A 12,031-nucleotide genomic window follows, 5' to 3' on the forward strand; every position below is an offset into this window, starting at 1 on the left:
AGACTAAAACAGCACTAGCCACCCCGCAACCGGAGGAACATAATTCCTGCTTAGAAGGGGGCGGGAAGAAAGTGTCTCACAGGTGGGGTTAATGCCGACCAAGGGGAAGAAAAGCGCACGCGAGAACTAGCCGACGCAGGAGCCGGTTGGGATGGCGTCGACAAGCTGCGTGACGTCACCCACGTGGCCGCGCACCTCGTCCGCAGTGAGCGCATAGCCCGTATCGGAATCCTCCACAGAGGCACCAAACACCACGCCGAGCACCTGGCCCTCCGGGGTGATCATCGGGCCGCCGGAATTGCCCTGCCGGATGCTGCCGCGCACCGTGTAGGCATCGCGCTCCACGCGGCCCGTGGAGTAGATATCCGGCCCAGCGATGGTAAGGCGGTCGCGCACGCGCGCCGGTTCTGCAGTAAAGGGACCCGACTGCGGGAAGCCCAAGACGATGGCATCGTCCCCCGTCACAGCCGCGTGCTCCGCCCACGGCAACGGCTCTAGGTCCAAGCCCGGGCTATGCAACACCGCAATGTCCACATCCGAGTTGTAGTAAACCACATCCGCTTCCTTGAGCCCGAGCACGGTATCAAGACGCACCTTATCCGTACCCGCCACAACATGGGCGTTCGTGATGACGTAGTCCGGTTCCGTAACGAAGCCCGAGCCCATCAGGCGGCGCGAGCACGCCTCGGCATCACCCAGCACGTGGATAACGGATGGCCGCACGCGTTCCGCGAGCTCAGGATCCCCAATATGTACCGCGGGCGCATCCACCTCAACGCCCGAGCCGGAACGCTCCCAGGGCGAGACCAACGGCGGCAGCCCGGACTCGTTGAGGAGCGCAGCCAAGCCATTCGGCAACGCCGCCAGGCGCGAAGGCGCCACCGCATTCAGCGAGCTCAGCACGCGCGATTCACGCAGCGCCTGCCCCGGCTGGCCTCCCAAATTGGAGGCCAGGGGCAAGGACACCAACCAAATCACCACGATGGCCGCCGCAGCTTGGAACACCGCGCCAATCGACGAATCCACGCGCTGCCCCGACCGCGTACGCATGCGGTCCCGCAGCGCCATGCCAAGCGACGTCCCCACCAGCTGCCCCAGCCCCACCAGCAAAATGAGCACGCCGACGGCCAGCAAGAAGCGCACGGCCGCCTGGTCAGTCAGGCCCATCGCCAGCGGGGCCAGCACGGTTCCCAGCACCAGTCCCGCGATGATTCCCACCGCCGCGAGGACCGCTGCCAAAGCCCCCTGCCGCCAGCCCACGCGCACGGCGAGGAGCACGGCAATCACGATCAGAACGTCAACGACTAAGGACACAGAGGGGATACTTTCTTAAGGGCTGAAAGGAGCAGAACTAGCCTATCTTCTCATTATTCGAAGAGCGATCGAGTGAGTCACGCAGATCATGAACCAGATTCTTATCCCATTCCACGCTCCAGCCCGCGTGGTCCATGAGCCCGGATAGCACTCCCGCAGTAAATCCCCACACCAGGTATCCGCGTGTCCGAAACGCCGGCCCCTTCCACCGGCTAAAGCCCACCATCAGGCGGTTGGCAGGATCCACCAGCTCCCGCAGCGGGACGGTAAAGACGTCGTCGGTTTCTTCCGGACTCGCCGGCCACACGGTGCCCGGTTTATGCCAGTACGCCAAGACAGGGCTCACGGTGTTGCCGGTCGCCGGGATATCTAGCTTGCCCCACTGTTCAAGAGGGGTAACGGTGGAGCGGTCGAGGCCGGTTTCTTCTTCGGCTTCGCGCAGGGCGGCGTCGACAAGCGAAGTGTCCTCTTCATCCTTGCGCCCACCAGGAAATGCAATCTGGCCGGAGTGCGAGCGCATCGAGGGCGAACGGTGCGTGAGCAGCACCTCGCCATCCTCAAAACTCGTACCCTTCAGCAGCACCAACACTGCCGATTCGCGGCGGCGCCGAGCGGCCGGGAGGTGACGGATGAGGTGCTCTTGTACCTTGCCGGCATCAACCCCGAGCGCGGGGTGCAGCCACTCAGGGGCGTGCGCAGGAAACAGTCGGCTCATTTAAGAACCTCCTCGACGGCCTCCTCCAATTCTTTGGCGGAGGTAAAGGGTTTAATAAACTTCTCTTCCACCTTGCCATCGCGCACCACGAGGGTGATGGGGGTGACGCCCGGCAGCCCGAGCTCGCCAGCAAAGGTCCCATCCTCGTCCTGGTAGCTGGGAATATCGACCTGCAGATCGCTCAAAAGCGCCGCACCGTTGGCGGCGTTGGCGTCCGCATGCACGCCGACGACATTCCACGTGGAGTGCGAGCGCGCAAGGTCTTCGAAGAAGGGCAGCTCCGTGCGGCACGGTTCACACCACCATGCCCACACCGTGACGATCTGGACGTCTTTGGCCGCCGCTGTACCGGCCGCGCCCAGGCAGGGAAGGTCCACACCAGCGATCGGCCCTTCGGGGCACTTGGGACGCTTGGCTACCTCTTGCTCCTGTACCTCGGGGACAGGGACTTCCGGCTCATCATCCTCAAGGAGATTCACCACGCCGACGAATGCGAGTGCTGCCAGCGCAACAATGGCAACGATGCTCGCCTTCACGTATCCAGGCCACCGAGAATATTGGCTCATTGCTCCACCTTAACCCCGCGACGGGCACCATGGCGCAAGGACGCAGGCCGCGCACTTCGGCTTCCGGGCGGTGCACACGCGCCGCCCGTGGAGGATGAGACGGTGTGAAAACACTGTTTGCTCCTCTTCGGGCACGCGCTTGGCGACGTCCCTCTCAATCGCCCGCGGCGTCTTTGCCCCAGTCAGACCGAGCCGCTGGCTTAAGCGCGTGACGTGGGTGTCCACCGTGATCCCCGGTAGCCCAAAGGCATTTCCGCGCACCACCAGTGCGGTTTTGCGGCCAACTCCTGGCAGGGAGGTGAGCTCGTCGATCCCTTGGGGCACCTGCCCGTCGAAATCCGCAACAAGCTTCTCCCCGATGCCCAGCAAGTGGCCGGCCTTCGCGCGCTGAAAGCCGAGTGGGCGGAGAATGCGCTCGAGATCGGAGCGATCCGCGGCTGCATAATCCGGTGCGGAGGGATAGGCAGCGAAAAGCTCCGGGGTGACCTGATTGACACGGGCATCCGTGCACTGAGCGGAGAGAACCGTCGCTACGAGCAGCTCCAACGCAGAGGTGAAATCCAACTCACAGTCGGCGTCGGGGTATTCCTCCGCGAGGGCTGTACGAATATGGACAATGCGCGCTGCCTCGGTATCGTCGTCATGCGGTGTGGAAAGGTCAGGGGACATAGAAGTAACTCTAGTGACGGCGGTTAGAATGGGAAGCATGATTTCACTCGTCCTCTTCGTGCCGCTGTGCCTCGCGCTCTTTGCCATTCTCATGGAGAAGCTAGAAGCGACGGCCTTCGAGGATTAACCACGGCGTGTGATTATTTTTCACGTTGGTGGAAATAGTGACTAATTACACTGTATGATGTTGTGCAGTGCCTCGTGGCGCACTGGAGTCTAGGTGCGTCAACATAAACCAAACCAGCTTGTGTCCCAGTGTATTCCGGGCTGCGCAGGCTTTAAGGAGTAACAGTGGAAGGCGTACAGGATATCCTCTCCCGCGCTGGTATTTTCCAGGGCGTCGATCCGGTAGCAGTACAGAACCTTATTGAGCAGATGGAAACCGTCCGTTTCCCGCGCGGCACCACCATTTTTGAGGAAGGTGAGCCGGGAGACCGCCTCTACATCATTACCTCGGGCAAGATTAAGCTCGCCCGCCACGCCCCGGACGGCCGCGAGAACCTGCTGACCGTGATGGGCCCGTCCGACATGTTCGGCGAGCTCTCCATCTTCGATCCGGGCCCGCGCACCTCTTCCGCCGTGTGCGTCACCGAGGTTACCGCCGCCACGATGAACTCTGAGATGCTCAAGCAGTGGGTAGCCGATCACCCGGCGATTGCCCAGCAGCTGCTGCGCGTGCTGGCCCGCCGCCTGCGCCGCACCAACGCCAACCTGGCGGACCTCATCTTCACCGACGTTCCAGGCCGCGTGGCTAAGACCCTGCTGCAGCTGGCGAACCGCTTCGGTGTACAGGAGGGTGGCGCGCTCCGCGTGAACCACGACCTCACCCAGGAAGAGATCGCCCAGCTCGTCGGAGCTTCCCGCGAGACCGTGAACAAGGCGCTGGCCACCTTCGCTCACCGCGGGTGGATCCGCTTGGAGGGCAAGTCGGTGCTCATCGTTGACACCGAGCACTTGGCCCGCCGCGCGCGCTAGGTCTTCAAGGCCGAACCTGCATATGCTGCCTCCGGGCGGCTTTGGCCCAATGCAAAATCCCCCGAGAATTTCTCGGGGGATTTTCCTATGCGGTGTTTTACTTCTGAGCCGCGAGGTACTTCAGCGCAGTGCGCGTGGATTGCTCGGCGGCGTGGCGAAGGACCGGGTCGACGTCGTCATACATCTCATCGACGAGCGTCTTGACGTCGACATCCTCACCAAGGCGCCCGCGGACCTCCTTAATCTGGTCCAGGCGGTGGTGACGGCGGTCAATGTACTTACGGGCAACCGCGGAGGTGTCCTCCAAGTCCGGGCCGTGCCCTGGGAAAAGCGCTACATCCTTGCCACGCTCTTCGAGAAGATCCAATGTCTTCAGGTAGGCGCCCAAATCACCATCGGTCTCAGACAGCAGCACGGTGTGGCGGCCTGCGATGGTATCGCCGGTCAGAATGCCCTCCAGCATGGAGTTCTTCGCTTCCGCCGACCACACGAAGAAGCAGGTCGAATCTGCGGTATGGCCCGGGGTATGGACCACCTCAAGCTGAGGGGTGATGCCGTCGACGGTGATCACTTCACCGTCGACAAGCGCGTCCCCTCCGTTGCAGTAATTCGGATCGAAAGAGCGGATGGGGGCGCCGGTGAGCTGGCGCAGACGCTGGGCGCCCGATGCGTGATCATCGTGGCGGTGGGTAAGAAGAATCAACGCCACCTCGCCCGCTTTCGCGGTCACAACGTTGAGGTGACCTTCATCCTCCGGGCCCGGATCGACCACAATGGCGCGGGAATCTTCTCCGGCGCGGATGATCCACGTATTAGTGCCCTCCAAGGCGGTGTAGCTGGGGTTATCACACAGCACGACACCGACGGACTGGCTCACGGGACGCAGTTGGCTATATGCAGGATGCTCCATGGTTCTAACCCTATCCGATTACTCAGCGATTTCTACGATGATTTCAATCTCAACGGGGGAATCCTTCGGCAAGACCGCTACCCCCACCGCAGAACGCGCGTGGATTCCAGCGTCCCCGAAGACCTCACCGAGGAAATCCGAGGCACCGTTGATAACTGCGGCCTGATCCGTGAAAGAGGGATCCGAAGCTACGAAACCGACTACCTTTATCACGCGGGTAATGCGGTCAAGCCCCACGAGGCCATCGATTGCAGCCAATGCGTTCAGCGCCGCCGTGCGCGCCAATTCCTGCGCCTTGTCGAGGCTTACCTCTGCGCCGACCTTGCCGGCGGCAGGCAATTCTCCGCCCACAACGGGCAGCTGGCCAGATGTCCAGACCTGGTTACCCACCTGGGTAGCCGGGATGTAGGACGCGAGAGGAACAGCGACGGAAGGCAGCTCGACGCCGAGCTCTTCAAGGCGGGCAAGCGCACCCATTAGGATTCCTCCAAAGGGCGCTTGAAATAGGCGACAACGTTCTCCGGGTTCATGCCCGGGGTGATGGTGACGAGCTCCCAGCCGTCCTCACCCCAGGAATCGAGGATTTGTTTCGTCGCGTGCGTAAGAACCGGCGCGGTGGCATATTCCCATTTAGTCATGGAATCAATGCTACTAAATACCGATGAGTTCGCCACCCTCAGCAAGGTAGTGAGCCCAGCTAGTGATGTGCGGGTTCTTGCGCAGAAGCGCGCGGCGCTGGCGCTCCGTAAGGCCGCCCCACACGCCAAACTCCACGCGGTTATCCAGAGCATCCGCGCGGCACTCATTGAGCACCGGGCAGTGGCGGCAAATCACCGCAGCTTTTCGCTGCTCAGCACCTCGCACGAACAGTGCATCGGGGTCACCGTTGCGGCACTTAGCTTGGGTAACCCACTCACCACGCTCAGAAGTTAGCGAGGCATTCTTTAGCATTGTGGACCGTCCTGCACCTTTGACACTGACTGTCACGGCTAGGTAACTCCTTCCAAGCTCACCCCCGTCGAAGCTGAAGATCGTGAATAACCCTCTACTCGACGGAATATTATGTACCATTGGTAAGTCTATTCACAGACCGGTATCCCTGTCTAACAGGTCACACTTTAGGGGGGTCTCCCGGATCTGCACCTGAACCACTAGTGTGTGGAGGGTGACTGTGATCAAATCCCTGGGAAAGCTCGTCCTGTCCACAGCACTGGTCGGCGTCCTCATCGCGCTGGCCATCGCCCCCGTCGCCGGCGTTAGTGGCGTTGCCGTGGCCAGGACGAACGACACGATGCAATCGGACATCCAGGATCTCACCAACGGCGAGGCCCCTGGTGTGAGCACCATCTTGGATGCCAAGGGCAACACCCTTGCCTATATCTACGAGCAACGCCGCCATCCGGTGCAGCCGGATGAAATCTCGGATGCCATGAAGCAAGCGGTCGTGGCCATCGAGGACCGCCGTTTCTATGAGCATGAAGGCGTCGATCTGCAGGGCAATCTGCGCGCTTTGTGGACCAATTTGTCCGCAGGCGGCGTCTCCCAGGGTGCATCGACGCTGGACCAGCAATATGTAAAGAACTATCTCCTCTTGGTCAATGCAACGACCGACGAGGAACGCCAGGCCGCGACGGAACAGTCCGTAGCCCGCAAGCTACGCGAGATGCGCATGGCCACGGATATCGACGCCAAGCTGTCCAAGGATGAGATTCTGGCTAATTACCTCAACCTCGTGCCCTTTGGCAACCACGCCTATGGCGTTGAGGCTGCGGCCCGCACCTACTTTGGTACCAGTGCCGAGAACCTCACGGTGCCGCAGGCAGCGATGCTCGCCGGCATGGTGCAGTCCTCGGAGTATCTCAACCCTTACACCAATGAGGAAGGCGTCATCGAACGCCGCAACATGGTGCTCCAGGCCATGGCCGACACCGGCTCCCTCTCCCAGGAGGACGCCGATTCCTTTGCCCAGGAACCCCTGGGTGTATTGGATAGCCCCGCTACCCTGGCCAATGGCTGCATCGGCGCGGGCGATCGCGGTTTCTTCTGCGACTACGTGCTGGAATACCTCGACGAAAAAGGCATCGACCGCGAGCACCTGACACGCGGTGGCCTGACCATCAAGACCACGCTTGACCCCGATGTCCAGGACCAGGCGCTCAACGCGGTGCGCAGCCATACCGCCCCGGATGCGGAAGGCGTGGCGGAGGTCATGAACGTCATCCAGCCCGGCACCAGTACCCGCAAGGTGCTGGCCATGGTCTCGTCACGCACCTACGGGCTCGACCTCAACAACAACGAAACCCTCCTCCCCCAGCCGAATTCGCTGGTGGGCAACGGTGCCGGTTCGGTGTTCAAGCTCTTTACTGCCGCGGCCGCCTTGGAGGCAGGCTACGGCATTAAGGACAAGCTGGCTGTGCCTAAGCGCTACGAGGCGGAAGGGCTAGGATACGGCGGCGCTGCTAACTGCCCGCCCAACAAGTACTGCGTGGAAAACGCCGGCAGCTATGCCCCCACGATGACTATGCAGGACACGCTGGCCTACTCCCCCAATACCCCTTTCATCCAGCTCACCGAGCAACTGGGCGTCGAGCGCTTGGTCGACATCGCCGTCAAGCTCGGCCTGCGTTCTTATGAGGAACCCGGCAGCTACGACGGCGAGACTTCCATCGCCAACCACATCAAGGAATCCAACCTGGGTTCCTTCACACTCGGCCCCACAGCAGTGAACGCGCTGGAGCTGTCCAATGTGGGTGCGACGGTGGCCTCGCAAGGCATGTGGTGCGAGCCGAACCCCATCGAGGAAGTCACGGACTCCCACGGCAACGAGGTCTACCTCAAACACACGCCGTGCGAGCGCGCAGTGGGCAAGGAAGTAGCCAAGGCCCTGGAAAACAACATGACGGCCGATACCGAAAAGGGCACCGCTGCCGACTCGGCACGCGCTGCCGGCTTCAGCGGTCAGGCCGCCGCCAAGACCGGTACCACGGAGTCCAACCAGTCCTCGGCTTTCTTGGGCTTCAACTCGGCCGTCGCTGCCGCACCGTATATCTACAATGACGGGACCACCACGAGTCCGCTGTGCACCGGCCCCGTGCGCCAGTGCGCCAGCGGCAACCTCTTTGGCGGCAAAGAGCCGGCGGCAACCTTCTACACGATGGCTGCGCGCGTTCCCGCGGCCCAGAAGGGCACGGTGCCGGACTATGACCGCGCCTACGACTCCGGTACGGTATCGCCGCTTATCGACGGCCTGAAGGGCAAGTCCGAAAGCCAAGCCCGGTCCGCTCTGGAGAAGGCCGGCTTCGTAGTGAAAACCACCGAGGTTCCCGCCCCCGGTGTGGGCTACGGCAAAGTGGTTCGCGTCATCACCGGCCCATCCGGCGCAAAGAAGGGTTCGGAGGTCACGCTCCAGCTTTCCGACGGCTCCGCAAGCGACTCCTCTTCCGCGAACTCGGACCAAGCAGCTTGGGACTCCACCTACGGCGCACCCCCTGCCCCAAGCGGTGACGGCGCCGGCACTGGTGGCGGCCAGCCCTCGCAGTCTGAGCCGCTATTCAGCCAAGAAGACGTCGACCGCTTCACGAATGACGTGCGGAGCTTCTTCGGGCTCTAGTGCCGAGCGCTAAAGCGTGAATATCGAGCTAAAGCGTAGAACGGACTAGAGCGGGCGCGCTAGGGCGGGAACACTAGCGCGCGAGAAGGCGGGCTCTAGTTAAGGGCGGCCTTCACTGCGGTAGACAGGCGCTTGCCGTCGGCGCGGCCGGCGGCCTTAGCGGTGGCCACCTTCATGACGTTGCCCATCTGCTTGATGGTCACCGGCTCGCCGGAATCCTTCTCAACCTCGGCGATAGATTCAGCGACGAGGGTGTTCAGGGAGTCGTCGTCAAGCTGCTCTGGTTGGTAGGCCTCGAAGAAGGGGACGTCAGCAAGCTCTTCCTCCGCCAGCTCCGGGCGGCCATTTTCTGCATAGACCTCTGCGGATTCGCGGCGCTTCTTAATCTCACGAGCGATGACCTTGAGGATGTCCTCATCGGTAATCTCATGGCGAGAACCAGTCGTTTCCTCCGCCTGGATGGCAGACAGCAGAGAACGGATGGCGCTCGTACGGGCCTTGTCCTTGGCCTTCATCGAGGTCTTGAGGTCAGCACGGATAGTTTCTTTCAACTCACTCATGCCCTTCAATCTACGCCTGCCGGCCCAGGTAGTGTGGTGAGGGTGAAGATTTACCCTGTCCTTGGCGGACTCGCCGCCGCTGGTCTGGGCACTGCCGCATGGGCGCATTCAGAGCTCACCAAGTTCGAGCTCAAGGAGTACACCCTGCCGCTACTGGAGCCCGGTACGCTGCGCGAGGAGTCCGAGTTTCGTATCCTGCACGTGTCCGACCTCCACATGATTCCGGGCCAACGCACCAAAATCGAGTGGGTCTCGGGGCTTGATGCCCTTGACCCGCACTTGGTGATCAACACCGGTGACAATCTCTCCGACGAGCGCGCCGTCCCCGAGGTACTCCGCGCCCTGGGCCCGTTGCTGAGCCGTCCGGGCATGTTCTGTTTTGGCACCAACGACTACTGGGCGCCGCGCATCCCGAATCCCTTCAACTACCTGGTTGGGAAGAAGAACGAACCTTCCTACGTGAACCTGCCCTGGAAGGGCATGCGCGCGGCCTTCCTCGAGCACGGCTGGCACGACGCCAACCAGGCCCGCGTAGAGTTCAAGGTCGGCGACGTCCGCCTCGCTGCCGCCGGCGTGGATGACCCACACCACGACTTGGATGACTACTCAGAGATTGCCGGTGCGCCGAACGAGGACGCCGACCTTTCCCTGGCACTACTGCATTCCCCGGAACCCCGCGTCCTGGAGAAATTCGCCGCCGACGGCTACCAGCTGTCCCTGTCCGGGCACACGCACGGCGGCCAGCTCTGCCTGCCTTTCAAGGTAGCGGGCTCGCGCTCCATCGTGACCAATTGTGGCATCGACCGCGTTCGCGCGGAGGGCCTGCACCGTTTCGGAGAGATGTACATGCACGTCTCCAACGGACTGGGCACCTCGAAGTTCGTTCCCTTCCGCGTGTTCTGCCGCCCGTCGGCCACTCTCCTGCACATCACCGAGAAGGCCGCCTAGGGATACCCCCTCCACGCTGCCGTTTTGTCCTTTCAGGCTGGGGTGCGTTACAGTAATCCGGTACCGCTTAGAGCGAGACACCGGGATATGGCGCAGCTTGGTAGCGCGCTTCGTTCGGGACGAAGAGGTCGCAGGTTCAAATCCTGTTATCCCGACCACAAACCCGCAGGAAACTGCGGGTTCTTTTGTGTTTTCACCGAGCAGCAGGCGCCGACGGGCAGAGCCGCCTGCCCCGCCTAGAAACTCGAAGAACCACCGGAACCGGAAAAGCCCGAGCTAAAGCCACTATTGACGCCACCGCTGCTGGAGGAGCTTTCGCGGGCGGTGGTGGCATCGCTGTCCCAGGTGCTCACAACGTAGAAGGGCACGTAGCCGTGGTAGCCGGAACCGGCGAAGAAATTGGAGTCATAGATACGCGTGCGCTCCGGCCGCTCATCGGCCTCGTTGCGCTTCTGCAGCTGCGCCTGCAGGTGCTCCGAGAGCAACGCCGTGCGGTCCAAGAGCTCCAAGTAGCGCTCCATGAACTGCGGGTGGTTTGGCTCCTTGGACAAGGCCACGGCGGCGTCCTCCAGCTCCTTGGTGTGACGCTCAAGCGCCGAGTCGATATCCGCAGCCAAGTATCCTGCCTGGGCCAGGTCTTTGCCCAACTCGTAGAGCTCGAAGCGGCGGGCATCGACATCAGCGCCTTCGATTCGGCGCAGCTTTTCAATGTTGACTTCGGCGGTTTCCACGCGCTCACACAGTTCGCGCGCGTGAGCGATGGGTGCGGCATGCGAGCGGAACTGGTCATCCGGCGCGTCAGCCGGTATCGACATCAGCGAGCCTACCTGGGAGTCGATAGCGAGGAAGTCATCGCGCAGACCCTCCCAGTCCTCACGTAGGCGCTCATCTACCAGCCCCGATTGCAGCGAGTGTGCCCGGATATCGATCTCCCTCAGGCGCTGCGCCACATCGGTATAGGTCTGCGACACGTAGTCCCAATCCTCGCGCGCCTGCTGCGCCTTCTTCTGCCGGCTGCGACGAGCACCGCCGACGATGCCCGCGCCCGCGCCACCAACGCTCAGTCCCGCCGCCCCCAGGCCAATGGCCGCCCCAATGCGCCCATTTTTCGCGCTCTCATACTGGGTATCCGCAGCACGGTCCACATCGATCGCTGCCGCCGCACCCGCAAAGAGACCAGCGGGAATGTTGTCATCCCGCACGCCCGGCTTAATGGCTTCAATGGACTGCTCCAAATGGCTGTCACCCTTGCGCAGCTTCATCCGATCGGCCACGTCCTCACCCGCGAAGACGAAGGCCTGGCGCGGGTCAAGGCCTACGCCGACGAAGACCTGACCATCGGCAAACTTGTCCTTGCCAATGAGCTCCGGGTGATGATCGCGCAGGTACGCCTCCACGGAGTCGTTGACGTTTTCTTTGTTCTTGGCAAAGACCATGTAGTGCAGCCCCTGGACCACGTCGGGGGCGGCGATCCGGGAGACATCGCCGAGCATGCGCTCTTCTTCCTCCGGGGAAAGCACATCGTCTGGGTCCATGATGTCGGCCTGCACCTCACGCTGCGCGGGCTGCATGAGAAAATCGGAGCGCTCCGGCTCATCGAAGACCGCCAAGCTCGTACCCACACCGATTCCCCCGAGCAGCAACCCGCCCACCAGGGCCGTACCAATAATCGCGCCAACGGAGGTTATTTTGGGGCCGCGGCTGGCAGCAAAAGGTTTGATATCGCGGGAGTCGGTCACGGTGAGCCTCCAATTCCGGAGCGGT

Annotated in this window: 13 protein-coding genes and 1 tRNA gene; 4 read left to right on the forward strand and 10 right to left on the reverse strand. The window is 62.1% G+C overall.

The features are described 5' to 3' along the window. Positions 1 to 126 precede the first annotated feature (126 nt). The 4 genes from HMPREF2781_RS08555 to nth are packed head-to-tail and all read right to left on the reverse strand — an operon-like array spanning position 127 to position 3,264. Positions 127 to 1,314, reverse strand: coding sequence for a MarP family serine protease (locus HMPREF2781_RS08555; protein ID WP_070645395.1), 1,188 nt, complete (start codon positions 1,312 to 1,314; stop codon positions 127 to 129). A gap of 37 nt (positions 1,315 to 1,351) precedes the next feature. Further along, a complete protein-coding gene (locus HMPREF2781_RS08560) occupies positions 1,352 to 2,029 on the reverse strand; it encodes an NUDIX hydrolase (RefSeq protein ID WP_070645397.1) in 678 nt (225 codons plus the stop codon). Further along, the gene (locus HMPREF2781_RS08565; protein ID WP_070645399.1) at positions 2,026 to 2,595 is read right to left on the reverse strand and encodes a TlpA family protein disulfide reductase; all 570 of its coding nucleotides are present in this window, start codon (positions 2,593 to 2,595) and stop codon (positions 2,026 to 2,028) included. Before HMPREF2781_RS08565 ends, HMPREF2781_RS08560 begins: the two co-directional genes overlap by 4 nt. A 9-nt stretch (positions 2,596 to 2,604) precedes the next feature. Beyond that, complete coding sequence (gene nth / locus HMPREF2781_RS08570) at positions 2,605 to 3,264, reverse strand: endonuclease III (protein WP_246821824.1); 660 nt, start codon at positions 3,262 to 3,264, stop codon at positions 2,605 to 2,607. Positions 3,265 to 3,555: 291 nt separating this feature from the next. Here nth and glxR point away from each other — a divergent pair, with 291 nt between their 5' ends. Beyond that, entirely contained in the window at positions 3,556 to 4,239 is a 684-nt protein-coding gene (gene glxR, locus HMPREF2781_RS08575) for a CRP-like cAMP-activated global transcriptional regulator GlxR (RefSeq protein ID WP_010189962.1), read from the forward strand. Between the two features lie 97 nt (positions 4,240 to 4,336). Here glxR and HMPREF2781_RS08580 read toward each other — a convergent pair whose 3' ends face one another. The 4 genes from HMPREF2781_RS08580 to HMPREF2781_RS08590 are packed head-to-tail and all read right to left on the reverse strand — an operon-like array spanning position 4,337 to position 6,100. After that, on the reverse strand, positions 4,337 to 5,149 hold the full coding sequence (locus HMPREF2781_RS08580) for an MBL fold metallo-hydrolase (RefSeq protein ID WP_070645401.1): 813 nt from the start codon (positions 5,147 to 5,149) through the stop codon (positions 4,337 to 4,339). An 18-nt stretch (positions 5,150 to 5,167) separates the two neighbouring features. Continuing rightward, the gene (locus tag HMPREF2781_RS08585; RefSeq protein WP_010189964.1) at positions 5,168 to 5,626 is read right to left on the reverse strand and encodes a RidA family protein; all 459 of its coding nucleotides are present in this window, start codon (positions 5,624 to 5,626) and stop codon (positions 5,168 to 5,170) included. Further along, a complete protein-coding gene (locus tag HMPREF2781_RS12420; protein WP_010189965.1) occupies positions 5,626 to 5,787 on the reverse strand; it encodes a Sp36 family protein in 162 nt (53 codons plus the stop codon). The genes HMPREF2781_RS08585 and HMPREF2781_RS12420 overlap by 1 nt, the downstream gene beginning before the upstream one ends. Before the next feature lie 13 nt (positions 5,788 to 5,800). Continuing rightward, positions 5,801 to 6,100 carry a WhiB family transcriptional regulator gene (locus HMPREF2781_RS08590; protein WP_070444216.1) on the reverse strand — a complete coding sequence of 100 codons (300 nt, stop codon included), beginning with the start codon at positions 6,098 to 6,100 and terminating at the stop codon, positions 5,801 to 5,803. A 214-nt stretch (positions 6,101 to 6,314) separates the two neighbouring features. Between HMPREF2781_RS08590 and HMPREF2781_RS08595 the strand changes: the two genes are divergently transcribed. Then, entirely contained in the window at positions 6,315 to 8,759 is a 2,445-nt protein-coding gene (locus HMPREF2781_RS08595; RefSeq protein ID WP_246821826.1) for a transglycosylase domain-containing protein, read from the forward strand. Positions 8,760 to 8,854: 95 nt separating this feature from the next. Here the strand turns inward: HMPREF2781_RS08595 and HMPREF2781_RS08600 are convergent, their stop codons facing one another. Further along, positions 8,855 to 9,319 carry a GatB/YqeY domain-containing protein gene (locus HMPREF2781_RS08600; RefSeq protein WP_010189970.1) on the reverse strand — a complete coding sequence of 155 codons (465 nt, stop codon included), beginning with the start codon at positions 9,317 to 9,319 and terminating at the stop codon, positions 8,855 to 8,857. Positions 9,320 to 9,361: 42 nt separating this feature from the next. On the opposite strand from HMPREF2781_RS08600, the gene HMPREF2781_RS08605 reads away from it, so the two are divergent. Beyond that, entirely contained in the window at positions 9,362 to 10,267 is a 906-nt protein-coding gene (locus HMPREF2781_RS08605) for a metallophosphoesterase (protein WP_070444218.1), read from the forward strand. 81 nt (positions 10,268 to 10,348) lie between these two features. Further along, positions 10,349 to 10,425: transfer RNA gene (locus HMPREF2781_RS08610), tRNA-Pro, on the forward strand. A 78-nt stretch (positions 10,426 to 10,503) separates the two neighbouring features. Here HMPREF2781_RS08610 and HMPREF2781_RS08615 read toward each other — a convergent pair. Further along, complete coding sequence (locus HMPREF2781_RS08615; RefSeq protein ID WP_070645405.1) at positions 10,504 to 12,006, reverse strand: hypothetical protein; 1,503 nt, start codon at positions 12,004 to 12,006, stop codon at positions 10,504 to 10,506. Positions 12,007 to 12,031: the final 25 nt, after the last annotated feature.

The sequence above is a fragment of the Corynebacterium sp. HMSC062A03 genome (assembly GCF_001811145.1).
Classification (GTDB): domain Bacteria; phylum Actinomycetota; class Actinomycetes; order Mycobacteriales; family Mycobacteriaceae; genus Corynebacterium; species Corynebacterium aurimucosum.